The organism is Bacillus sp. 0209A, from assembly GCF_036765095.1.
In the GTDB taxonomy this organism is placed as follows: Bacteria; Bacillota; Bacilli; order Bacillales; family Bacillaceae; genus Bacillus; species Bacillus subtilis_G.
On sequence record NZ_JBAIZV010000001.1, the window covers coordinates 1,090,230 to 1,112,558 of the forward strand.

Annotated in this window: 25 protein-coding genes; 6 read left to right on the top strand and 19 right to left on the bottom strand. The window is 41.9% G+C overall.

The genetic code is table 11. The features are described from left to right. The first annotated feature begins 65 nt into the window (after nucleotides 1–65). Entirely contained in the window at nucleotides 66–719 is a 654-nt protein-coding gene (locus tag V6D44_RS04940; protein WP_087993729.1) for a spore coat protein, read from the top strand. Here V6D44_RS04940 and V6D44_RS04945 read toward each other — a convergent pair. Both V6D44_RS04945 and V6D44_RS04950 read right to left on the bottom strand, forming a co-directional pair. Then, the gene (locus V6D44_RS04945; protein ID WP_087993728.1) at nucleotides 651–1,619 is read right to left on the bottom strand and encodes a hypothetical protein; all 969 of its coding nucleotides are present in this window, start codon (nucleotides 1,617–1,619) and stop codon (nucleotides 651–653) included. The genes V6D44_RS04940 and V6D44_RS04945 overlap by 69 nt on opposite strands. A 121-nt stretch (nucleotides 1,620–1,740) precedes the next feature. Continuing rightward, nucleotides 1,741–2,319, bottom strand: a complete 579-nt coding sequence (locus tag V6D44_RS04950; RefSeq protein WP_087993727.1) for a YhcN/YlaJ family sporulation lipoprotein — start codon at nucleotides 2,317–2,319, stop codon at nucleotides 1,741–1,743. A 149-nt stretch (nucleotides 2,320–2,468) separates the two neighbouring features. On the opposite strand from V6D44_RS04950, the gene V6D44_RS04955 reads away from it, so the two are divergent. From V6D44_RS04955 to V6D44_RS04965, 3 genes are all read left to right on the top strand, one after another. Continuing rightward, nucleotides 2,469–2,909: a hypothetical protein gene (locus V6D44_RS04955; protein WP_087993726.1), complete on the top strand. Its 441-nt coding sequence runs from the start codon at nucleotides 2,469–2,471 to the stop codon at nucleotides 2,907–2,909. 593 nt (nucleotides 2,910–3,502) lie between these two features. Further along, nucleotides 3,503–3,832, top strand: a complete 330-nt coding sequence (locus V6D44_RS04960; protein WP_010327757.1) for a PadR family transcriptional regulator — start codon at nucleotides 3,503–3,505, stop codon at nucleotides 3,830–3,832. Further along, nucleotides 3,807–4,376, top strand: coding sequence for a DUF2812 domain-containing protein (locus V6D44_RS04965; RefSeq protein ID WP_087993725.1), 570 nt, complete (start codon nucleotides 3,807–3,809; stop codon nucleotides 4,374–4,376). The genes V6D44_RS04960 and V6D44_RS04965 overlap by 26 nt, the downstream gene beginning before the upstream one ends. 247 nt (nucleotides 4,377–4,623) lie before the next feature. Here the strand turns inward: V6D44_RS04965 and tcyP are convergent, their stop codons facing one another. Continuing rightward, the gene (gene tcyP / locus V6D44_RS04970) at nucleotides 4,624–6,015 is read right to left on the bottom strand and encodes an L-cystine transporter TcyP (protein WP_087993724.1); all 1,392 of its coding nucleotides are present in this window, start codon (nucleotides 6,013–6,015) and stop codon (nucleotides 4,624–4,626) included. A gap of 171 nt (nucleotides 6,016–6,186) precedes the next feature. Here tcyP and V6D44_RS04975 point away from each other — a divergent pair, with 171 nt between their 5' ends. Continuing rightward, nucleotides 6,187–7,266 (top strand): GGDEF domain-containing protein, encoded by a 1,080-nt coding sequence (locus tag V6D44_RS04975; protein ID WP_087993723.1) that lies wholly within the window; start codon nucleotides 6,187–6,189, stop codon nucleotides 7,264–7,266. Between the two features lie 2 nt (nucleotides 7,267–7,268). On the opposite strand, the gene V6D44_RS04980 is transcribed toward V6D44_RS04975, so the two are convergent. Next, a complete protein-coding gene (locus V6D44_RS04980) occupies nucleotides 7,269–8,099 on the bottom strand; it encodes a MetQ/NlpA family ABC transporter substrate-binding protein (protein WP_087993722.1) in 831 nt (276 codons plus the stop codon). A 434-nt stretch (nucleotides 8,100–8,533) separates the two neighbouring features. On the opposite strand from V6D44_RS04980, the gene cspB reads away from it, so the two are divergent. Beyond that, nucleotides 8,534–8,737: a cold shock-like protein CspB gene (cspB, locus tag V6D44_RS04985; protein ID WP_087993721.1), complete on the top strand. Its 204-nt coding sequence runs from the start codon at nucleotides 8,534–8,536 to the stop codon at nucleotides 8,735–8,737. Between the two features lie 89 nt (nucleotides 8,738–8,826). Here cspB and V6D44_RS04990 read toward each other — a convergent pair whose 3' ends face one another. The 15 genes from V6D44_RS04990 to V6D44_RS05065 all read right to left on the bottom strand — a co-directional run bounded on the left by V6D44_RS04990 (nucleotide 8,827) and on the right by V6D44_RS05065 (nucleotide 22,266). Then, nucleotides 8,827–9,768, bottom strand: a complete 942-nt coding sequence (locus V6D44_RS04990) for an ABC transporter permease (RefSeq protein WP_253268965.1) — start codon at nucleotides 9,766–9,768, stop codon at nucleotides 8,827–8,829. Next, the gene (locus V6D44_RS04995) at nucleotides 9,761–10,678 is read right to left on the bottom strand and encodes an ABC transporter ATP-binding protein (protein ID WP_087993719.1); all 918 of its coding nucleotides are present in this window, start codon (nucleotides 10,676–10,678) and stop codon (nucleotides 9,761–9,763) included. Before V6D44_RS04995 ends, V6D44_RS04990 begins: the two co-directional genes overlap by 8 nt. 21 nt (nucleotides 10,679–10,699) lie before the next feature. Then, entirely contained in the window at nucleotides 10,700–11,398 is a 699-nt protein-coding gene (locus tag V6D44_RS05000; RefSeq protein ID WP_087993718.1) for an ABC transporter ATP-binding protein, read from the bottom strand. A 1-nt stretch (nucleotide 11,399) separates the two neighbouring features. Then, nucleotides 11,400–11,765: a GntR family transcriptional regulator gene (locus tag V6D44_RS05005; RefSeq protein ID WP_087993717.1), complete on the bottom strand. Its 366-nt coding sequence runs from the start codon at nucleotides 11,763–11,765 to the stop codon at nucleotides 11,400–11,402. 2 nt (nucleotides 11,766–11,767) lie between these two features. Beyond that, a complete protein-coding gene (locus V6D44_RS05010) occupies nucleotides 11,768–12,529 on the bottom strand; it encodes a hypothetical protein (protein WP_202328527.1) in 762 nt (253 codons plus the stop codon). 165 nt (nucleotides 12,530–12,694) lie between these two features. Further along, complete coding sequence (locus V6D44_RS05020; protein ID WP_087993715.1) at nucleotides 12,695–13,069, bottom strand: hypothetical protein; 375 nt, start codon at nucleotides 13,067–13,069, stop codon at nucleotides 12,695–12,697. A 13-nt stretch (nucleotides 13,070–13,082) separates the two neighbouring features. Next, nucleotides 13,083–13,613, bottom strand: a complete 531-nt coding sequence (locus tag V6D44_RS05025) for an NAD(P)H-dependent oxidoreductase (protein ID WP_087993714.1) — start codon at nucleotides 13,611–13,613, stop codon at nucleotides 13,083–13,085. A gap of 22 nt (nucleotides 13,614–13,635) precedes the next feature. Beyond that, nucleotides 13,636–15,234 (bottom strand): MFS transporter, encoded by a 1,599-nt coding sequence (locus tag V6D44_RS05030; protein ID WP_087993713.1) that lies wholly within the window; start codon nucleotides 15,232–15,234, stop codon nucleotides 13,636–13,638. Between the two features lie 40 nt (nucleotides 15,235–15,274). After that, nucleotides 15,275–15,940 (bottom strand): HlyD family secretion protein, encoded by a 666-nt coding sequence (locus V6D44_RS05035; protein ID WP_087993712.1) that lies wholly within the window; start codon nucleotides 15,938–15,940, stop codon nucleotides 15,275–15,277. Between the two features lie 39 nt (nucleotides 15,941–15,979). After that, complete coding sequence (locus V6D44_RS05040; RefSeq protein ID WP_087993711.1) at nucleotides 15,980–16,438, bottom strand: MarR family transcriptional regulator; 459 nt, start codon at nucleotides 16,436–16,438, stop codon at nucleotides 15,980–15,982. 159 nt (nucleotides 16,439–16,597) lie between these two features. Next, complete coding sequence (gene yhbH, locus V6D44_RS05045) at nucleotides 16,598–17,776, bottom strand: sporulation protein YhbH (protein WP_202328530.1); 1,179 nt, start codon at nucleotides 17,774–17,776, stop codon at nucleotides 16,598–16,600. A gap of 178 nt (nucleotides 17,777–17,954) precedes the next feature. After that, entirely contained in the window at nucleotides 17,955–19,850 is a 1,896-nt protein-coding gene (gene prkA, locus V6D44_RS05050; RefSeq protein WP_148964361.1) for a serine/threonine protein kinase PrkA, read from the bottom strand. Between the two features lie 351 nt (nucleotides 19,851–20,201). Further along, nucleotides 20,202–20,909 (bottom strand): hypothetical protein, encoded by a 708-nt coding sequence (locus V6D44_RS05055; RefSeq protein ID WP_087993708.1) that lies wholly within the window; start codon nucleotides 20,907–20,909, stop codon nucleotides 20,202–20,204. 11 nt (nucleotides 20,910–20,920) lie between these two features. Next, nucleotides 20,921–21,634 (bottom strand): bactofilin family protein, encoded by a 714-nt coding sequence (locus tag V6D44_RS05060; protein WP_087993707.1) that lies wholly within the window; start codon nucleotides 21,632–21,634, stop codon nucleotides 20,921–20,923. After that, complete coding sequence (locus tag V6D44_RS05065; RefSeq protein ID WP_176365314.1) at nucleotides 21,625–22,266, bottom strand: YhbD family protein; 642 nt, start codon at nucleotides 22,264–22,266, stop codon at nucleotides 21,625–21,627. The genes V6D44_RS05060 and V6D44_RS05065 overlap by 10 nt, the downstream gene beginning before the upstream one ends. Between the last annotated feature and the right edge of the window lie 63 nt (nucleotides 22,267–22,329).

The following is a 22,329-nucleotide window of genomic DNA, read 5'->3' on the forward strand; positions in this document are numbered from 1 at the left end:
TCTGCATAAAACGCGGCAGACTGATACAAAATACAGCTGATCTGAAAAAAAAGGAGGAATTCGGTTTGGATCAGTTAAATCAGCAGCAGCAATCCCAAATGAACAAAGGCATCCCTGGCAAACCGCATAAAAACCACGGCGGACATGAACTGTTTGATATGCACGAGGTGCTTTCCGGAACACTTAATGTCCTTGACCAGTTTACGATGCTGAAACAATTTTGTAAGGATCAGGAATTAGTAAACATCCTTGATCGACAACATCAATTCATTGCGTCTCAATATAACTTAACTGCTGAATGCTTTAAAACAGGAAACGAACCTTCACAAAAAACAGCAACTTATATGATGAAGGAAGATAATCAGACTGTTTACGGCATGCAGCCATCACAGCCTAAAAAACCTGTTCAATCCATGAATGATATTGATGACAGCATTATCAGCCGACAAATGCTTTGCACTGTTAAAGCACAAGCCTCTATGCTAACGATGGCTTCTCTAGAAATGACGAATCCAGCCGTAAGACGCGTGTTGTCGGCGCAGATTCAACAGTATGTTGAAATGGCTTTCGAAATTTTCCTATACCAAAACAAACACGGCTATTACCAAGTTCCTCAGCTAGATGCGCAGGACATGGAACAAATGAAAAATTCATTTGCTCCGGCACAAGGACAAATGCCTCCAACTCAAGGCGGTATGGGCCAACAAGGACTTCATTAATAACAAAGGCATTGGATAGGATCTATCCAATGCCTCACTGTTTTCATCAAATGTTTTCTTAAAATCTTTTTCAAATTGATCAAGACTTTCCTTTGTTGCCGATTTAAACCCTTCTGTAAAGTCTCCTTTCTTTGCCGTTTCCTTTATCATTTTTGAGATAACGCCTTCCCCGTATTTGCCCGTCAGCTCATTGATCATATAAAAGCTTTGCAAATAGACATCAGTGTCATATTCGACTCGTGCTTCCTGCCAGTCTTGATCTGTCTGCAAACGGTCAAAGGGCACGACAGAAAACGTGACCGGATCTATGAGCAATTCATAGTTCGCGATCCACTCGCTTAACCCTTCATGAAACCATAACGGAAACTCAGCAGGATCTGCCTCAAGCTCCTTCAATTTCTGATGAAACGCATGGTGCGTATATTCATGAATCAACAATCTCTGATACAAATAAACCGCTACCTCGTCACCTTCTAAAAGCTTCTTTTTTTCTTCAGGCAACAAACCGATCAGCTGCTCCCGTTCAGAATAAAAACCGACGACATCCAATAAACCGGAGTAATCCTCCATCAGTTTTTCATTAGAAAAAAAAATAATATCAATAGGCTTTTGATTCGAATATCCAATCATAATCTGATTAATATTGACCGCATATTCAAGTGTTTCTTTCGTCAACGGCAGTAAGGACTTTTCCTTTGAAGTGTAATAAATATCGGCCTGTTTGAATGACTCTTTCTTCATGTGCTTCGTCACTTGTTCTTTCGTTATACCAGATGCCTGCCCTGGCAAAGACAGTATATACAACGTGCTGGATACGATGGCCGAGCTTACAGCCAGCATCACAAGGACTCCGCACAGGAATAGAGCGGATGCCGCACGCTTTCCTATGCCATCCCGCAAACGTCTCCCTCCCTGAGCCGGTCCGTCTTGTACCTTTTTTTTCACTCTATGCAGCAAGAGTTTGCGGTGTGCCATTCACGCCAAAAAAGCCGCACAAATTGTGCGGCTGCTTTGTTCGTCCTTATTCAGGTTGCGGGAATATACGCTGTACAGTTTCACTGAATTCATCGAAAAACCCTGCAACCGGATCGCCATTTTGAATCCGATCGCCATATCCCTGCATTCGGTCTACAAAGTCTGGGTTAGCTGAAACATAAACATTATCCATGTTTTTATCAGTATCTTTTACTTTTTCGGAAATTTTCTTTTTCAGATCCTGTCCAACATCTTCTTTTCCATTTTTCAATACAACTGCAACATACGCTTGATTTCCTGCAACGATCACATTTGCTTGCTCTACTTCTTTCATATCAGAAATTTTATCAGCAGCATCGTCAGCAACTTCTAATTGTTGATTCTCATTACCATTGTTATTGCCGTTATCGTTAACATTGTCTGTTACATTATTATCGACATTGTCACGATTGTTATTGACGTCGTTAATATTTCCTCTGCCGTTATCGTTCACCGGATTACGGTAGTTAACGTTTTCTGGATCTGCATTATCACGTCTGCCCTCACCCTGATTGGCCATACCGCAGCCAGTCATAAGCAAAGGGATAAGAAGCATGGACGCAAGGACTTGTTTTTTTCCAAGCATGTGAATTCCTCCTTTATCACTTTATCTATAGGTTTTTCTAAATCGCTTTAAATATGCATGTAAATCTGAAGGAAATGCTTTCCCGGGAAATAAAACGGTTAATTTGTCTAATGAGGGGGAAAATATGAATACACCAAGAAGGAGGGATTATGTTGTTCAATCAGCGAAGAGGAATCAGTCCCGCAGCATTGGTGATAGGCTCAACGATGCTTATTGCTGCGTTATCGCCTCAGATCCGCAAAAGATTCAGCGGGTTTATCACAGGACAAATGAACAGACGGAATTCTGATAATAAGATGTTTGATGCTTCTAATGTAGGAAACATGGTCAAACAAGTATTGGGCGGCGGCGATAAACAGGAACGTTCACAACATCAAAGCCAGCAGCAAAATGGCCGGCAGCATCAGCATGACGAACAGCAAAAAACACAGCACCAGCACACACATTCTCAAACGAGTCAAACCGAGTCAGCTGCGAAAAAAAGACAGTCTCATTATGCTGAACCCGTTCATTTTGACCAAAGCGCAATGAACGTTATGGATGATAACACCATGATGGGAATCCTGGAGGATTTAGAACCTGGCCGTTAAAAAAACGTGTCATCCAAGATGGATTGCATAATGGTTCAAATGGTTAATTTTGCTTTTCATTTTTCTTGTTTTTTATTTTTCTGCCTGTTTTGGAGTACAATTGCTAGCATTAAAAAATCCTTCTTGCGTGAAATGAACGTTTGAAGGATTTTTTATTTATGCTGCCACTGAAGCCAAAGCAATCTTTATTGATTGATGTTACTAAAAGGTGAAGCAAGAACACTAGTTAACACTGTTACTGCCAATATAACCCCTCTGAGTTTCATTAATAATCTCTCCCTTTTTATGTTGTTTCTTGCTTCAACACTCAACATATCATATTCACTTGACGTTGGAAGTCCTGTTTTCTGATGAAAAACTGCGTCACTTCAATCGCATTCTAAATTTTCATTCATTTTCTTTGAATCAAAATATACATATGCCCGCTAAATAATTCATACAAAAAGTCGCTTTCCCTTACGTAAGGAAAGCGACTTTTAGATTGAATCCCCCTTATTATCAAGCTTTTTGAAAGTGTGTTGACTATTCAGTTGAACTGTATTATGTTGTTATTAAGTTGAACTATATAGTTGAACTGAAGAGAGGGTGAGGGTATGAAACATAAATTATTACCGTTGTCTGAAACGATGCATTATATTTTATTAGCTCTGCGTGAACCACTCCATGGCTATGCCGTAATGCAGAAAATAGAAAAGATAAGTAATGGGACTGTTATGTTAGCAGCCGGTACACTATACGGTGCGATTGAAAACTTGAATAAGCATGGTTGGATTGAACCTGTTGGAGAGTCAGGCCGGAGAAAAGTTTATATGATCACTGCTGAAGGAAGCACCATTTTGAAAATGGAACAAAACAGGTTATTGCATATTTTATCCCTGTACGAAGGAAGTGAATCGAATGAAGAAAATGAAGATGTTTTTTGATATTGAAAAAGAGGAGCAATGGCTGAACGAGCAATTACAAAAGGGTTATCGTTGTACCAATATTAGTGGATTAGGCATATACACTTTCGAAAAAACTGACAAGAGATATGTGATGCGACTGGATTATCAAGATATTTTATTAAAGAAAAAGTTCAAAGATTACAAAGGGATCTATGAAGACTTCGGTTGGATGTATATAAATGGCTCCTTGCTTAGTGGAATACGATATTGGCAAAAAGAGGATGATGGTCAAAATGAAATCTTCTCGGATCGCCAATCAAAGTGTCACTATTATAAAAGATTGATAAATTATTCTTCTGGTTTCGGTTTACTGTGTTTGTTTTTTTCTTATATGATTTACAAGGATTCAGGTTTATATTTAACTGAAGGTCTTTGGAGTATGAAAGGTGCATGGTTTTGGAAAGCATTTTTATTTGAAACTCCATTTGCTCTTTTGAGGTCGCTTCCCGCCCTTATGTTTGCTTTCTTTGCCATCAGTTTCTATAAAGCGTATCGAAAGTATTCAATGTTAAAAGAAAAATAATGAGGCCATGTATTTACCACAGTCAGGCGCTTTTCTTTCATTCGTGGCCAAAATTTAGAAATCACAACATATCGCCGAAAGCCTCTTCAAGAATGTATTGATCATGGTCAAGAGGAAATCCTTCTGAACCCAGTTACATTTGCACAGTGGAATAAAAGCATAAAAAAGAACCCATGAAACCTTTACATTACAGGGTTCATGGGTCTTTTATTGAAATGAACATCAAAACGAAGCGGGTTACACGCTGTTACGCTTCTTCAGCTTCAATCACTCTGGATTGATCATTGAATACATTTGAATCAATTTCCTTTGTGATCTTACTCGTAATAAGACCTGATGTCATACTGCCGCTGACATTCAAAGCAGTACGCCCCATGTCGATTAACGGTTCGATTGAGATTAATAAACCGGCGAGCGCGACAGGCATATTTAATGATGATAAAACAAGAAGCGCCGCGAATGTCGCTCCGCCGCCAACTCCGGCAACACCGAAGGAGCTGATGGCAACGACTGCGATAACTGTGATGAGAAACACCGGATCAAACGGATTCTGGCCGATCGTCGGGGCAATCATCATCGCCAGCATCGCAGGATAAATGCCGGCGCATCCATTTTGGCCAATCGAAAGACCGAACGAACCTGCAAAGTTAGCGATTCCTTCCGACACACCCAAGCTTCTCTGTGTTTTAATATTCAGTGGCAAAGCACCCGCGCTGGATCGTGATGTAAATGCAAATATAAGTACAGGGAGCGCTTTTTTCAAATAAACGATCGGGTTCAAGCCGCTGAGCGTCAGCATCAGCAAATGAATGATAAACATTGCGATTAACGCGGCATACGAAGCAATTACAAACATACCTAGTTTTAAAATGCTGTCAATATCACTCGTCGCGATCGTTTTGGTCATAATCGCCAACACTCCATAAGGCGTCAGGCGCAAAATGAGGGTGACGACACGCATGACAATGGCATAAACGGCATCAACCAGCTTTTTAAATGTTTCTGCCTGTTCCGGCTGTTTACGTTTTACGCCGAGGAATGCCATTCCAAGGAAAGCAGCAAAAATCACGACAGCGATCGTTGAAGTCGGTCTAGCTCCTGTAAAATCTAAAAACGGGTTTCCCGGCAGCAGTTCAACAATCTGCTGCGGCAATGTTTTCGCTGCCATATCCTCTGATTTCTGCTCAAGCTCCTGCCCCCGTGAAAGTTCAGTATCTCCTTGGTCGACTTGGATCGCCTGCAAATCAAAAGAGAGCGCGGACGCAATACCGACAGCTGCAGCTACAGCTGTTGTTGCAACTAAAATCCCGATAATTAAACCGCTGATTTTCCCAAGATTTTTTGTCAGCTTCAGCTTTGTAAATGCACCGAGAATTGAAATAAAGACGAGCGGCATAACAACCATTTGAAGCAATTTGACATATCCGCCCCCGGCAATATTAAACCAGTCGGCTGTTTGAATGACTATATTTGAAGTCGGGCCGTAAATCAGCTGAAGCGCAAATCCGAATACAATCCCCAGCCCCAGCGCAGTAAATACACGTTTGGAGAAGGAAACGTGTTTTTTCTGCATAGCAAAAAGCCCTAAGATAAGTAACAATAAAATAAATACGTGTAATACGACTAGTAAAGTCTCCAAAGCAGGTAAACTCTCCCTTCAAATTTTCTTTTTTACTATATTACACTAATTCCGATAGGTCAAGTGCGAATTATTCCAGCTTATGATTCCAGTAAAAAAACCTTATATAATCCCTTTTTTGTTCTTTTCTTTCTCTTCCATCTTTAGTACCTTATATAAAGGTGATAACATTTGCTGAAAGAACTGTTTGTAAACTTGACCATTTTAATCACATTTAATTATCTCTTCACCCACCTGTTTAAAGAAAGGTTAGTGCATAAAAAAGACAGCATGCCCTTCCAAGCTGTTAAAGGACTGGCCTGCGGTTTGCTCGGGGTTATTCTGATGTTTTTCGGATTGAACTATCAGCATTCAATCATTGATCTTCGAAATATCCCTATTATGATGGCCGCTCTTTATGGAGGATGGGTTTCAACGGCAACGGCTTTGATTATGATTACCGCAGGCCGCATGCTGATTACGATGAACACATCTGCAATATACTCGGTTATTATCATTTGTATCGCTGCCATCCCGTCACTCATTGTTTCCAGAAGAAAAAAGGTTCAATTAAAACATGCTTTCTATCTTTTAATGATCACAAACAGTATGATTTCCTTTTCCTTTTATTTTCTTATAGATTTACATTCCTTTGAACTTCACTTGTATTTTTGGGCCACCTCATTAGCGGGCGGCATGCTCAGTTTATATATCATTGATCATGAAACAAATGCACATCTTCTTTTTAAACAATATAAGTTTCAGGCGCACTTTGACTTTTTAACAGGCATTTATAACCGAAGAAAATTTGAAGAAATCTCACAAGCCCTGTATCAACAGGCGGCCAATACCCCGCATTTCCAATTCGCACTGATTTATATAGATATCGACCATTTCAAAACCATCAATGACCAGTACGGACATCATGAAGGTGATCAGGTGCTGAAAGAGCTGGGTTCACGGCTGAAGCAGAGCATCCGAAATTCTGATCCTGCCGCACGGATTGGCGGTGAAGAATTTGCCGTGCTCCTGCCAAACTGTACGCTTGATAAAGCAGCCCAAATCGCGGAACGGATCAGGCGCGCTGTCAGTGATACACCGATTGCATTAACAAACGGCGATGAGCTGTCAGTTACGATATCACTGGGGGCTGCTCATTATCCCAATAATACAGAGCATCCAGAATCTTTGCCGATTCTTGCCGATCAAATGTTGTACAAAGCGAAAGAAGCGGGACGGAACAAAGTGTGTTTTTCAGAAAAAAAAGAATGAATTCAATGTTCGAATTCATTCTTCCAATCTGAAAGACGTTTCAAAGGCAGAAAAGCCGGGACAAGGTCTCCCCGATACTTTTTTTCTATAAATGCCGCTGTATCATCAGCTTGATAGAGCTCGATAATGGTTTGCAGTGCTTCCCGATCTTGATCCTCCGCTCTGACAACAATCAAATTCATCTCTTCCTTGGACATGAGCCCGCCGCTCTTTAAAGCATGTTTTTCCAGGCTCAACCCCGCTTTTTTTGCTTCAGAAGGTTTCATGACAAACACGTCGGCACCTCTCACAGCATCCTGTTGCCGGACTGCTTTCAATTTCAGGTGTCTCGGATTGTCTTTGATCATATCGACTGAACCTGTTCCGTTAAATCCGTTTTTCAGCGTTAGCAACCCCGCCTCCTGAAGCATCGTAAGCGCCCTTCCAAAATCAAACACTTTATCCGGAACGGAAACAACAGCTCCTCGTGGTATATCTTGAATTCGGCCATATCGTTTTGAATAAATGCCCATAGGCGTTATGTATGTCGTACCGAGCGGCGCCAGCTTATGTTTGTATTTTTCAGTGAACGACTGAAAATATGAAATGGTTTGCAAGGCGTTGGCATCAATTTCTTTATTTGCAAGCGCGATATCAGACTCCGCATAATCAGAAAAAAGAATCAGTTGAATATCCAACCCCGTCTCTTCTGCCTTTTCAGCAATATAGTTCCATATTGCCTCGTCAGACTCAGCAATTCCGATTTTTATCGATTCATGTTCTGCCGACGGTGAGCATGCAGTGAATGAAACGAGTAGAATAAAAACAAAACTGCATATAAGCCACTTTTTCATTGTGACCATACTCCTATCTATGTATTAGAGCATGCAAGCAATATCATACATAAAAATCAAACGCTCTCTTTAGTTGATAAACATTGTCATTTGCAATATTGATACGTTTTACCTTACTCATATCCAGTAGGGTTGTCAATTCCTATTATATTCTCTTCCCTAAAAGAAGATATCTCAGGCAAACGTATGATCACGTATCGAGAAAGCAGATGAATTTCAGTGAATAAATATCAAATTGAAAAATAAATATGGTATTTCACGAAAAAGTTTCGTTTAGCAGTTGTTTTTTCTGAAGATTACTGGTAGAGTAAAGGTAATTATTTTTGTTCGAACTATCTTTAAGAAGAAAGTTTTGTAAGAGTTTTCGTCTTGAAAGTTTGTTAAGAGCAAGAATAGTGAATTTAAGCGTTATGATCGCTTTAGGAGGAAATTTCATGTTAGAAGGTAAAGTAAAATGGTTCAACTCTGAAAAAGGTTTCGGATTCATCGAAGTAGAAGGTCAAGACGATGTATTCGTTCATTTCTCTGCTATTCAAGGCGAAGGCTTCAAAACTTTAGAAGAAGGCCAAACAGTTTCTTTCGAAATCGTTGAAGGCAACCGTGGACCACAAGCTGCTAACGTTACTAAAGAAGCGTAAGCATAAATTGATATGAAAAACTGCAGGCGCAAACCTGCAGTTTTTTTCGATAAAAAAGCTGTTTTGCTTAAGCAAAACAGCTTTTTACATTAGTTCGCAATATCCCGTTTCATAAAGATTCCGAAAGCCAGCAACAGGAAGACAACAAAGTAAACTGCCAGCATAACAACCGAGAAAGTCATCGTCATCCCTTCTACCAACGGTGATCCCTCTACATATTGCATTAAGCTGACATTGGCAAATAAAATATACTTTGCCCAGTCAAACTTCATCGCAATAAATGCAGTGGCTGTCGTACCCGTTACCAATAAAAAGATGGAAAAACCTACTGCCAGCGAGCTGTTTCTAAAGACAGCCGACAGCATAAATGCCATCGTTGCGATCATTAAAGCTGCAACAGATTCCGAGAGATATGTTTTTGCCAAATATCCCATCATATTTTGTTCAAAGATATGGCCGTCCTTGTAAATTAAATGAACATTCGCAGCAGTGTCGCCGCCTGTCCCGAAGAAGATCAACCCTAATAAAGCAGACCCCATAAATAAAATAAACAGCAATAAGAACCCAAACAGGAGAACTGTAATATATTTTGAGAGCAAAATCTGAAAACGGCTGAGCGGGCGGATCATTAACAGCTTAATCGTTCCCCAATTAAATTCGTTCGCGACAATTCCAGCTGCAATAATAATGGTGAATAGACCGGTCAGGATCGTAAAATTCGCTGAATCTGTTACATAAGACCATACAGTATACCCAGTGTCATCGGGGATGTTATGTTCAATACGATAGTTGTTGACTGTAATCGTTTCTTCATAGCCATCTTTCAGTGAAGGATCTTCTTTGATTTCTTTCTTCAATGCGGCATTTTCCGCTTGAAGCGTTTGTTTCCATTTCGGATTTGCTTCATCGGACGTAAAATGGTTTGTTAAGAATGCCCAGCCAATCATGGTCAAAGCCAGAATCCCGATCATCACCCATGTTCCGGCACGGCTGAAAATTTTGACCCATTCATTATAAATCAAATTAAGCATGTTGAACCTCCTCTTTTGCTTCACCTGTTACTTCTAAGAAACGGTCCTCTAATGATTTCGCCATTACTTTTACTTCATAAATCCGGATTTGCTGCATCACCAGCAATTCAATGGCCGCAGGGACTTCGTCTTTAGACAATTTGACTTCTACACCGTTTGTCTTGCCCACCACATCATACTCCTTTAGAACAGAAGCGGCTTCGTTCGGCTGCTCAACGTTGAAGAAATATGTATCTTTTTCATCAGTGATTTCATCTTTTACATTTTGAATATCGATAAGCTTCCCTTTTTGTAAAATCGCAATTCGATCACACATCAGTTCCATTTCTGAGAGCAGGTGGCTTGAAACAATGACAGCCATTCCTCTTTCTCGCGTCAGCTTTTTTAAATGATCTCTGATTTCCCTGATTCCCGCCGGATCAAGGCCGTTGGTCGGTTCATCCAAAATCAGCACTTTCGGATCGTGCAGAAGGCATTGTGCCAAGCCGAGACGTTGTCTCATCCCAAGAGAATATGTTTTCACCTTGTCATGGATTCTGTCTGTTAAACCGACTAGTTCAATGACTTCATCAATTTTTTCCTTCGTGACGCCCTTGACCATCCTTGCATATTGCTGGAGATTTTTATATCCACTTAAGAATTTATACAGCTCTGGGTTTTCTACGATCGCCCCAATATGCTTAATCGCCTTGGCATACTCTTTCGTGATCGATTGGCCGCAAATGAGCACATCACCTTTTGACAGTTTCATTAATCCTACCATCATTCTGATAGTTGTCGTTTTCCCCGCTCCGTTCGGCCCTAAAAAACCGAATACTTCGCCTTCTCGAATTGTAAAACTAAGATGATCAATGATCGTTCGCCCTCTGATGTTCTTTGTCACATTTTTCAATTCCAACACAGTCTTCATCATATTCCTCCTCTTTCTTTTCTAGTAAACTTCCATTTTAGATTTAAACCATTGCAAAACAGACATGCCTTCCTGCTCACGAATGTCCTCCACATCACGCTGCGCAACCTTCTCTCCATTCGCAAGCACGATGACTTCGTCAAGCAAGGTTTCTATTTCATCAATCTCGTGCGTAGCGATCACGACAATCTGCTGCTCAAAATCAATGTACGAAACCAAGCTGTTTACGATGGAATCCCTCACCATCGGATCAAGCCCGGAAAAGGGTTCATCCAGCAAGATGACGGATGCCCTTCTTGCTAAAGCAAGAACGATTTTCAGCCTGCCCCGATTTCCTTTTGACAGCTTTTTGATCTTTTTTTCCGGATCGAGCTGCATCTCATTCAACAGCTTATAAGCTTGGTCTGCTTGAAAATCAGAAAATTGAGACTGATAGAACTTCACCATGTCTTTTACAGTAAAATGCGGATAAAACATATCAAGCTCTGTCAGATAAGCCGTGTGGCGCACCATATCTCTCGTAACCTGCTTTTCATCCGCTTTTACCAACCCTGATGTAGGAAACAGAAGGCCGGCCATCATTTTTAAGGTCGTTGATTTACCGCTGCCGTTCGGACCGATCAGACCATAAATCCGTCCGGATGATAAGGAGATCGATACATCTTGAACGGCGGTGTGGCTGCCGTATTTTTTTGATACACGTTCTAAAGTGATTTCCATTTCAGCCTCCCTCAGTGAATGTTTTAATCCCTTCAACCATTTCTTCTTTCGTTAACCCCAGCTCTGTCATTTGCTTCACAAAGCCTTCCAGCACTTCTCGTGTCAGCCTGTCTTTCAGCTCATCTACGATGTCTGCTTTCTCCGCAATAAACGTCCCTTGACCTCTTCTTGTCTCCACAATACCCAGCCTTTCCATCTCACTGTATGTTCTTTGAATTGTATTGGGATTTACCTTGGTTTGAATCGCCATTTCTCTTACAGAAGGAAGCTTGTCTCCCGGAAGCAGTTCCTTCCTGACCAGCCGATAGAAGATCTGGTCAGCAATCTGCAGATAAATCGGTTTCGAGGATTGGAAATGATTGTCCATCTTCACACCTCTACTTTACGATCAAGCAGTTTTGAAGCCGCGATAAGCAGCAAGATTGTGATGACAATAGCGATAGGAAACCCAAGCACAGGTAGATGTATCGGTTTTAATTCCAATCTCCAAACGTCACGGAAGTGAAAATCAAAATTACAATAAACTGTTACAGGCCAGAAGTGCTTTTGAGATTCTAATAATGGGCTTATGAGGTATTTATCGAGAAAGAACCACACTGTGGCCAGCAGCCCCATCGCAGCCCATCGCATTGCGCGCCAATTCTTAAGTGAATGAAAAACAGTCCAAAAGACAACTATCGTTACTGACATATATAACGAGGAAATAAGCCCGTACACATTCAGCAAAACGACTGTGCTTGTCATATCAACATGATGCTCCAGCAGGTTTTTCACGGAGAACATATGATAAATCCATATGCCATAAGCGGTTAATGCCAATTGAATCAGAAATTGATAGAGCAAAGTTGCTGCCAATTTGGAAGAAAGCAGCCTAAAACCGCCATTTGGATTATACAGCCAAAGCTGTGATTTCCCTTCTTTGCGAAGGTGATAAAACACAAAAACAGGAGATAGGAAAAGCAGAAAAAAAGCAACTGCAACAAAGAAACCAAAAATGAAAAGAGGTTCTTTTGTGCGAGAAGCTATGATATGACCTGGCACCAATAAGAAAATGATTCCGCATACCCAAACTAGCAGCCACATTCTTGAAAGCTTTATATCTTTCTTTAACAGACCTAAAAAAGAATCCATGTCTTTCCCTCCCGGAAGCCTCTTCGGTGTATGAGTAACATAGTACACTAGTTCAAACCTGAATACAACATATTCCATGGATTTATTTGATAAAAAAATATAATTCATACATGCACACAGAAAAAAAGGCAAATCCGCTATGAGTAAACGGATTTGCCTTTTTTATTACTTATTCTTACTTTTCATGGAGAGCAGCGCATCACGATAGCTGCTGTCCTGCATTTTGTCACTTTCTTCAGTGACCTTTTCTTCTGACTGATCTTCATCAGAATGCTTAAACTTTTGCAGCGCCTGCCTGTAAATATCATCACCCATTGCGTCACGTTTCTCTTTTGGGGAATCGTTTTTCACAACGGCTGGCATATGCTCGGCAGCCCTTGTTTCAGCAGGGTATTGCGCTTCGTTTTTTTCCTCTTCTGGAGGGGAGATTCTTTCGGTTGTTTCTTGCTTCTCAGGTCCAAGAGAGGCGTTGCGGACGTTAAATGTTATAAGACCCGCAATGACAATGACAGCAGCAATAATTGCGATAATAATGGCCATTTCAACCTCTCCTTTACTGACCTGCTGTTAGGTTTCCTGTGACTTGGCTGACGCGTCTTCCTAAGGCGCGCCCAAGCTGAATACCTTCCTCAGACATTAACTCGTCACTGTCAACCGGACAGGTGACGCCTGCACCGTAATAAGAGCCGTACAGTGCGTTTTCAGGCACGTTGCCAGGCAGGCCGACAACGATCATGCCTTGGTGGAACATCGGCGTGATGAGATTGTGCATTGTCATTTCCAAGCCGCCGTGTGTTGTTGCCGTTGTGCAGAAAACAGCGCCGACTTTGTTGATCAGCTCGCCTTCAGCCCACAAATAGCCAAGTCTGTCGATCCAAGCTTTGAGACCGGAGCTGATTGTTCCGAAATGCCCAGGGCACCCCCAAATAATCGCATCCATCTCTTTTAGTTTACGGATATCAGCCTGATCGACATGATCGATCAGCACCTCAGCCGCCTCGTTTTCCCTCGCGCCTTCAGCAATCGCTTCTGCAAGAGCCTTTGTATGTTCACCTTCACTGTCATACACTACATAAATTTTCATTCAGGAAACCTCCTTGTACAGATTAAGATTCCTTCACTTCTTTAGGAGCCGGAAGCAATGAAAGCTCCTCTTTTCTCTTTTTCCGCAATTTATCTTTTCTGACGTCACGCAGGAACAGACTTAGAATTAAACCTGCCACACAGAACAATGTTGCCCACATAAAAGCGTCATTAATCCCCATGACGTTTGAATCGAGTGTTGCATGTTTATAAATATGAGAGTAAACATACGTTTTCGCTGTTTCGTAGGATACATTCATATTCACCATTATATTGGAAACCGCATTTTGGAACGCATGGAGGAAGTTCGGGTCCGCCGTGCTTGTTTTATCTGCAATTTGTGAATAATGGAATGTCGTACGGTTTGTATAAATCGTCGTAATTAAGCTTGTACCGATTGATCCGCTGATTTGGCGAAGCGTGTTGCTCATCGCCGTACCGTGGCTGTTCAGACGGGCAGGAAGCTGGTTCATCCCCGCTGTCATAACCGGCATCATTAAGAGTGACATACCGAAGGCACGGATTGAGTAGATCAGCATGATGTGTACATATGATGTATCAATCGTTAATTGTGTATATTGATAGGTTGTGACCACTGTCACGAGAAGCCCGATAATCGCGAGCGGTCTCGGACCGAATTTATCAAACAAAATACCAGAGATCGGTGACATGATCAGCATGACGATCGCACCCGGAAGCAGAAGCAGCCCGGATTGAAGTGCCGTAAAGCCGACCAGGTTTTGCAGGTAAATCGGCAGCAGGAACATACCAGTGTACAGCGCTACTGTAATAATAATATTAATGACACTTGATAGTGAGAAAATGTCGTATTTAAACACTCTGAAATCAAGCATCGGATCGTCATGACGCAATTGCTGAACAACAAAAGCAACAATTGCTATGACACCGATAATAACTGTAGACAGGACAATCGGATCTGTCCAGCCGTCAGAACCTGCTTCACTGACTCCGTATAGTAAGGAGGCGAATCCGACAATGGAAAGAATCGCTCCAAGCGTATCGAGTTTGATTTTTTGCGGCTCCACCATATTTTTAAAGATGAAGAAAGCCACGATAATAACAATTGCGCCGATCGGCACAAGTCCGTAAAACATGATGCGCCATGTGTAATGCTCAATAATCCACCCGGAAAGAGTCGGGCCGACCGCCGGAGCAAACATCATCGCAAGTCCGAAGATCCCCATTCCTTTCCCCCTGCTTTCAGGCGGGAAGATGAATAGAATAGTTGTCATAACGAGCGGCTGCAAGATTCCTCCGCCCACGGCCTGAATCAAACGGCCGATCAGCATTGTGGAGAAGTTAGGTGCGATACCGCAGACTAACGTACCAAGTGTAAAACAGAACATGGCGACGAGAAAGAGACTCCGTTGGCCAAATCGTGTAATAAGGAAGGCTGATAACGGAATCAAAACGCCGTTAACAAGCATGTAACCTGTTGTGAGCCACTGAATCGTCGTTGCGCTTACACCAAATTCAGTCATTAAGTGCGGCATTGCGACGTTAAGCAGCGTTTGGTTCAGTATTGCCAGAAATAAACCCGCCATTAGCACAATCAGCAATGACATTGGGCTTTTCGCTTTATTTTCTTTACCTGTAGCCATCTAAGACAACCTCCTTTCATGGTTTGATGACTGATCTGTTTTACTCAGAAATTTTAACAGATGCATTCATACCAGGAAGCACCTTATCAGATGGGTTTTTGATTGAAATTTTCACTGGAACTTTTTGCGTTATTTTTGTATAGTTGCCGCTTGAATTTGCAGATGGAAGCATATCAAAAGTTGAATTTGTCGCATAACCGATTTCTTCTACAGTACCGTCAAATGTTGTGTTAGGTTCTCCATCAACGACAACGTCTACACTATTGCCTACTTCAACATCCGCAATATCTGTTTCTTTAATATTCGCAGTGATGTACAGGTGATCCATGTCAATGGTTTGGGCAATTGTTGTGCCAGCTTGTACAGTTTGTCCGTTTTTCACTTCGTTTTTCACAATTGTTCCATCCATGATGGATTTTACGTCAACAGATTGTTCACCTTTGATTTTTGCAACTGTGTCGCCTTTTTTGACTGTTTTTCCTTCTTCAAGATCCCAGTCAGATACTTTGCCTGCTGCTGGAGCTGTAATAGCAGCCATATCGCCGGCTACTTTCGCTTCGTCTGTTTTGATAAAGTTAGTGCTTTGATAATAGTAATAAGCACCTCCGCCTATAATTGCAAGAACAACAATCAAACCGATAATGTTGGTCAGAATTAAACGTCCTCTGTTCATTTTGTTTTCTCCTTTCGTTTCATCCTCTATCATTTTGCGGAATGGTGGTGAAAATATGTGAGAAGTTTTTCATTACCGCTTTTCTGAACAGCCTTCAGCAATCTTCGTTAAGCTTCCGGCAAGCTTACGCAAATATTGAAGCTGGGATGTATCAAGCTTTTGGTACAAACCCGCCCCCATTTTCGCATAATGTACAGCGGCTTTTTCTAGCAGTTCTTCCCCCTCTTCGGTTAACTGAATCATAACGATACGGCGGTCATCAGGACTGTCATATCGATTCATCAATTGGCGCTTATACAGAATATCCGTCATCCGCGTCACAGAAGCAGGCTTAAGATCAAGCGACATTGCCAGCTTGCTTAACGGGGTGCTCCCGCTTTGATGAATTTTAAACATCAGCAAGTATTGAAGGACTGTAATATCAAAAGGCTCAAGCACAATCTCCAATATCTTCTTCTGTTTTTTATAAATTGCCCGAGACGTATCGAAGAGCTGTTCAAAAGTGAGCAAAGCACGTTCTGATTCAGTCAACTCCTTTTCACCTCAATCCTCAATAATAGTTCACAAGATAAAATATTAATAAATGAAAGGAGATTTGTCAAAGGAAAAATATCTTTTTTTCTCGTATTTTTTCCGCAACCGTTTTCTTACTTTTATTAAATTAAAAAAAGCCCTTAAATGGGCTTTTCTTTACGAAAATTGGTGGCTCACGCCAGATTCTTCATTTTTGAAAAAGTTCTTCAAAGCCTGAAAAACGTCAGACTTCTGTTTTAAAATATAGTACTTAAATTTATCGTCTTTCACATTTTTGTATGCAGACATTAACGTTGAATGCCTGTTGTACTGATTGACTTCGCCGTAGCAGAAAAGATTCGCTTTCTTCATAATATCATTGACCAATTTCACACAGCGCGCGTTATCAGATGTCAGGTTGTCACCGTCAGAAAAATGAAACGGGTAAATATTATAGCGGGCGGGATTGTACTTTTCATCAATCAGCTCAAGCGACTTTCGGTATACGGAAGAACAGATTGTTCCGCCGCTTTCTCCCTTTGAGAAAAAGTCCTCTTCCGAAACGACTCTCGCTTCTGTATGATGGGCAATAAATTCAATTTCTACAGTCTCATATTTCGTCCGCAAAAAACGGGTCATCCAGAAAAAGAAGCTTCTGGCCATGTATTTTTCCCAAACACCCATACTGCCGCTTGTATCCATCATCGCTAAGACGACAGCCTTTGACTGGGGCTTTGTTATGTCATTCCATGTCTTATACTTCAAGTCCTCCGGGTAAATCGGATAGAACGACGGCTTTCCTGACATCGCGTTTCGTTTAAAAGCTGACATCATTGTTCTTTTCTTATCTATATTACCGGTTAACCCTGTCTTACGGATATCATTAAACTCAATATCTGTATGAATGATATTGTCCCGCTCTTTTTGCTGGAGATTCGGGAGTTCTAATTCCTTAAAAAGCGCTTCTTCTAAATCCATTAATGAAACTTCTGCTTCATAATAATCTTCGCCTGCCTGGTCACCGGCGCCCTGCCCTTTTCCGGGTCCCTGTTTTTTGTCTGATCCATCCCGGGCCACGACATCTCCAATCTGGCTGTCGCCTTCTCCTTGGCCTACGTGTTTATTTTTATCATAGTTATAACGAATTTTATACTCATCCAGTGAACGGATCGGGATCTTCACGACATCTTTTCCGTTGGACATAATAATGCTTTCCTCAGTCACGAGGTCCGGAAGATTGTTTTTAATCGCTTCCTGCACTTTTTTCTGGTGACGCTGCTGGTCATCAAAGCCTTTGCGATGGAGGGACCAGTTTTCCTCAGAAATCAAAAAATGGCCGCTGTCATTTTGGGACATGAATTCCCCTCCTTAACCATTTGTGGTCGTGATACATACGTATTCCTGCTTGTGCGGGATTATGAAACAAGTCTTCGAAAAGATTTATATTCATCATATGCACAAAAGCACGGTTAATTGACAAACTATTTAGAAAATGAGACAGAATAACCCGCCCTATTCGGACGGGTCACGTTGCTTATCTGTTCAGCAGGCTGCCGACATATTTCAGCAGCTCATTGGCGCTCGTCGAGTTGTAGCCGTGCTCATCAATTAAACGGGCCACGACTTCATTTACCTTTTTCAGCTGCTGCTCATCTGGCGTTTTGGTTGAAGTCGTAATTTTAACGACATCCTTCAGATCAGCAAACAACTTTTTCTGAATCGCTTCACGCAGTCTTTCATGAGAATTGTAATCAAACCGCTTTCCTTTTCTCGCATAGGCCGAGATGCGAATTAAGATTTCTTCACGGAACGCTTTTTTGGCGTTTTCCGAAATGCCGATCTGCTCTTCGATTGATCTCATCAGCTTTTCGTCAGGGTTCATTTCTTCTCCCGTCAAAGGATCACGCAGCTTGTTTTTATTGCAATAAGCCTCTACGTTATCAAGGTAATTGTCCATAAGTGTTTTTGCTGATTCTTCATATGAATACACAAACGCTTTTTGAACTTCCTTTTTCGCAATGTCGTCATATTCCTTGCGGGCGGCAGAAATAAAATTCAAAAACCTCTCCCTGTCCTCGCTTGAAATCGAAGGATGCTGATCAAGACCTTCTTTTAAGGAACGTAGAACATCAAGTGAATTAATCGATTCCATATTTTTTCTGATAATCGTTGAAGAAATCCGATTGATCACGTACCGCGGATCAATGCCGCTCATGCCTTCATCATGATATTCTTTTTTCATGTCCTCAACGTCGACAGAATTATATCCTTCCACGCTTTCTCCATCATACAGTCTCATTTTTTTAACCAGATCAATATCCGACCTTTTAGGCTCTTTTAATCGGGTGAGAATCGAGAACATTGCAGCGACCTTCAACGTATGCGGGGCAATATGAACATCCGACACATCGCTCTCCGCGATCATTTTTTCATAAATTCTCTCTTCCTCAGACACTTTCAAATTATAAGGGACCGGCATCACAATGATTCTTGAGTGCAGGGCTTCATTCTTCTTATTAGAAATAAATGAGCGATACTCCGTTTCATTCGTGTGAGCCACGATCAGCTCATCAGCAGAAATTAACGCAAATCGCCCGGCTTTAAAATTCCCTTCCTGTGTCAATGAAAGCAAATGCCAGAGAAATTTCTCATCACATTTCAGCATCTCCTGAAACTCCATCATCCCGCGGTTCGCTTTATTCAGCTCCCCGTCAAACCGATAAGCGCGCGGATCCGATTCTGAACCGTATTCGGCAATGGTTGAGAAATCAATACTCCCCGTCAAATCGGCAATATCTTGAGATTTCGGATCTGACGGACTGAATGTTCCAATTCCTGTACGCTTATCTTCCGAAAAGAAGATGCGTTCCACCTTCACATCCTCAATTCTTCCTCCGTACTCTTCCTCCAGCCTCATGACATTTAAAGGAGAAAGACTTCCTTCTATTCTTATGCCGTATTCTCTGTAAAAGTCATCTCGCAAATGATGGGGGATTAAATGTAGAGGGTCCTCGTGCATCGGGCAGCCTTTAATCGCATATACGGCACCATTATCCGTCAGCGTGTACGCTTCGAGACCTTTTTTAAGCATCGTGACCAGCGTTGATTTACCGCCGCTCACAGGCCCCATCAGCAATAGAATCCGCTTTCTGACATCAAGCCGTTTCGCGGCCGGATGAAAATACTCTTCCACAAGACGCTCCAGTGATTCCTCAAGCCCGAACAGCTCACGGTCAAAAAAGCTGTACTTCTTCCGCCCGTCGACCTCCTCTATCCCGCTGTCTTTTATCATATTAAAAACACGAGAATGAGCAGATTGCGCGACCATTGGATTTTCTTTAATTATCTCCAAATAATCGGCGAATGTTCCTTCCCATTTCAGCCGCTGCTCTTCCTCTCTGTACTGTTCAATTTTCTTTAATATATCCATAAGGACCTCCTCCATCATGTTTGATGCGCTATACAAATAAGGTACTTTGATACAATCTATGCCGCCATCTCGTGATACATGCTTTGGTTTCTTAAAATAAAGATGCTTACACGGGCGTTGACAAGGCAGACCGCGACCGTTCATAATAAAGAAAATAACAGAATCATCCAGACTCAGGCAGCACGGAAAAATTGAAGAGGGGGAGAGACGGTGAATACAATCATCATGATGGGTGTCATTGTCACTTTTTTAGTATCAATTTTTACCGCAGGGTACGAAAGCAAGCCGGGGAAAGAATAAAAAAAGGGTGCTCCTCATAAGAGCACCCTTTTTGTATAACAGAACAGTGTTTTACAGTTTTATTTTTTCTTTAACCTTTGAATGATGATCGCATTCGTATTTGTTTTTGTACTCAATTGTTCCGATGCTGCAGCCCGGCCCGATGATCACTTCTTTTCCCCTGACAACTGCCGCCTCGGTATTCTCCAAATAAACCTGATCTCCTTCTATGACATTGGCAATCAGTTTTGTATTCTTCCGTTTAAAAAAGCTCGCGCGTCTTTTCACTATTATTGTTGTTCCGCCGATTTCCCGCACATAGCTTACATCATGGCTCAATCCAAGCTTAATGTCACCCGCATTCAATAATCCTGACACATCAACGCAGCCTGTGACATGGAACATTTCTGTTTCACAATCGCCTTTGACGCTAAGCTTCCCTTTCACATCGCACGATTCTCCAGTCATATTCCCGCCAATTTCAGTCAAACCTTTCAGATTGAATCGATCAAATTGAAGTGAACCGCTTACTTTCATTGTGCCGTATACATTGATTCTGCCGGCTGTCAGATCGCCTTTAAACTCACTTTCTCCATACACACGCAGCCGATCAGTCTCTGCTTTCCCGAGAAAACATCCTGTTCCGAATATGCGGCAGCCCGCGGCAGACAGCCCTTCACCGACCACACCTTCTCCTTTGATGCTGACATGGTGATATGCGCCTCCTGCAGCGTGACCGGCGCCATATAATTTTAAATTTCCCAATTTTGTTGTCTCCATTACGATCCTCCTCACATCTTCGTGCATGTTTCTACCGATGCGCTCGGATCACAAGTATAGTCCCCGCTGTATTCCACGGTTTCAATCTGGCAATTCGGTCCGATTTTCACTTTATTTCCTCGCACGGTTTTCGCCTTTGTATTTGTCAGCTCAATCACGTCCCCTTCAATCAGTTCAGCCGTTAAAACAGGCTGCGGCAACAGTCTGAGCAAGGTCAGCATCCCTTTTCTGCCAGTCACTTGAAGATGGCGGCAGCCAATTTCACGCACATTACTTTCCCCGGCAGAAAGCTTTATAATCACTTGGTCAGCATTTAAGAGCCCGCTGATGTTGCATTTCCCTTCCGATTGAAAGGTTTCCGTTTCACAATCCGCTTCCATGACTGCTTTTCCGCTAATGACAATGTCATCAGCCTTGACTGTACCGCCAAATGTCGATGATCCAGCGATATTCAATTGTTTTGCAGATACCTCTCCCTCAATTAAACCTGTTCCGTTAATCCGAATAGATTCTGCTTCAACGTCTCCATGTATCTTACCTGAACCGCTGATGGTTACCGCTTTCGCTTTGACGCTGCCGTCAGCTTTTCCAGTTCCGTTAAAAGAAAAAGTCTCACACTCTACGTCCCCTGCCACTGTTCCGCTGCCGTTAATCTCAACTGATTGAAACGTTCCTCCCTTTGAACTTCCTGATCCGTTTATCACCAGCTTTTCCATTACATCCATTGATGGCCCTCCTGCATATATGTTGTTTTTAATTCCTCTGACGCCTTAGCTAAATCTACCCGTTCCACAACCTTGACGGATGACTCAAATAGAATGCTGTCCGCCGCGGCCGCTATAAAACAAGTTGTGACACCGAGCTTCCGCAGCATAATCAGCTCCGTCTGTTTCTTGATCTCTTCAGTATCATGCTGCTTTAACACCCCTGCAGCCATTTTCGCTTCTGCCAAGCTCACATTTCCGGACTGCAGCAGCCCTTCAAGCACATACAGCGAAAGCAGATCACGTGAAGAAAAAACCGAATTCTCGCCGCCTTCTGAAAAGACATCAAGAGCAGTCCTTGAAATCAAACCTTTATGAATCAAATCATCAGCGGTCATGCTGACATCCTTCATTTTCGGCGACAGCATTTCCCTCATTTCATCCAGTGACAAATTTTCCTTCATCTTTTGAATCATTGAAATGCGTTTTAAAATATCCTCTCTCGGAAAAAACGTCTCTTGCCCTGTAAATGTGGACTTGCGAATAAACCATTCCTCAGGAATTAAGTTTTTCCGCTTCCACCGATACAGTTGACCGTAAGAAATCGATGTTTTTTCAAGTAATTCTTTTTTAGAGATTAATTGTTCTTCCATAGGTCCAGCTCCTTCGATGGATTCATTGTAACATAACACTGTTACGTTGTTAAGCCCAAATAC

What these genes read in the sequence shown, in the direction of transcription:
- V6D44_RS05010 (WP_202328527.1), bottom strand. Translation starts at nt 12,529, where the DNA reads ATGGATTCTTTTTTAGGTCTGTTAAAGAAAGATATAAAGCTTTCAAGA.
- V6D44_RS04950 (WP_087993727.1), bottom strand. Translation starts at nt 2,319, where the DNA reads ATGCTTGGAAAAAAACAAGTCCTTGCGTCCATGCTTCTTATCCCTTTG.
- V6D44_RS04955 (WP_087993726.1), top strand. Translation starts at nt 2,469, where the DNA reads ATGTTGTTCAATCAGCGAAGAGGAATCAGTCCCGCAGCATTGGTGATA.
- yhbH (WP_202328530.1), bottom strand. Translation starts at nt 17,776, where the DNA reads ATGTCCCAAAATGACAGCGGCCATTTTTTGATTTCTGAGGAAAACTGG.
- cspB (WP_087993721.1), top strand. Translation starts at nt 8,534, where the DNA reads ATGTTAGAAGGTAAAGTAAAATGGTTCAACTCTGAAAAAGGTTTCGGA.
- V6D44_RS05025 (WP_087993714.1), bottom strand. Translation starts at nt 13,613, where the DNA reads ATGAAAATTTATGTAGTGTATGACAGTGAAGGTGAACATACAAAGGCT.
- V6D44_RS05020 (WP_087993715.1), bottom strand. Translation starts at nt 13,069, where the DNA reads ATGGCCATTATTATCGCAATTATTGCTGCTGTCATTGTCATTGCGGGT.
- prkA (WP_148964361.1), bottom strand. Translation starts at nt 19,850, where the DNA reads ATGGATATATTAAAGAAAATTGAACAGTACAGAGAGGAAGAGCAGCGG.
- V6D44_RS05060 (WP_087993707.1), bottom strand. Translation starts at nt 21,634, where the DNA reads ATGGATGTAATGGAAAAGCTGGTGATAAACGGATCAGGAAGTTCAAAG.
- V6D44_RS05065 (WP_176365314.1), bottom strand. Translation starts at nt 22,266, where the DNA reads ATGGAAGAACAATTAATCTCTAAAAAAGAATTACTTGAAAAAACATCG.
- V6D44_RS05035 (WP_087993712.1), bottom strand. Translation starts at nt 15,940, where the DNA reads ATGATAGAGGATGAAACGAAAGGAGAAAACAAAATGAACAGAGGACGT.
- V6D44_RS04960 (WP_010327757.1), top strand. Translation starts at nt 3,503, where the DNA reads ATGAAACATAAATTATTACCGTTGTCTGAAACGATGCATTATATTTTA.
- V6D44_RS05055 (WP_087993708.1), bottom strand. Translation starts at nt 20,909, where the DNA reads ATGGAGACAACAAAATTGGGAAATTTAAAATTATATGGCGCCGGTCAC.
- V6D44_RS04990 (WP_253268965.1), bottom strand. Translation starts at nt 9,768, where the DNA reads ATGCTTAATTTGATTTATAATGAATGGGTCAAAATTTTCAGCCGTGCC.
- V6D44_RS05005 (WP_087993717.1), bottom strand. Translation starts at nt 11,765, where the DNA reads ATGGACAATCATTTCCAATCCTCGAAACCGATTTATCTGCAGATTGCT.
- V6D44_RS05000 (WP_087993718.1), bottom strand. Translation starts at nt 11,398, where the DNA reads ATGGAAATCACTTTAGAACGTGTATCAAAAAAATACGGCAGCCACACC.
- V6D44_RS04995 (WP_087993719.1), bottom strand. Translation starts at nt 10,678, where the DNA reads ATGAAGACTGTGTTGGAATTGAAAAATGTGACAAAGAACATCAGAGGG.
- V6D44_RS04980 (WP_087993722.1), bottom strand. Translation starts at nt 8,099, where the DNA reads ATGAAAAAGTGGCTTATATGCAGTTTTGTTTTTATTCTACTCGTTTCA.
- V6D44_RS05030 (WP_087993713.1), bottom strand. Translation starts at nt 15,234, where the DNA reads ATGGCTACAGGTAAAGAAAATAAAGCGAAAAGCCCAATGTCATTGCTG.
- V6D44_RS04965 (WP_087993725.1), top strand. Translation starts at nt 3,807, where the DNA reads ATGAAGAAAATGAAGATGTTTTTTGATATTGAAAAAGAGGAGCAATGG.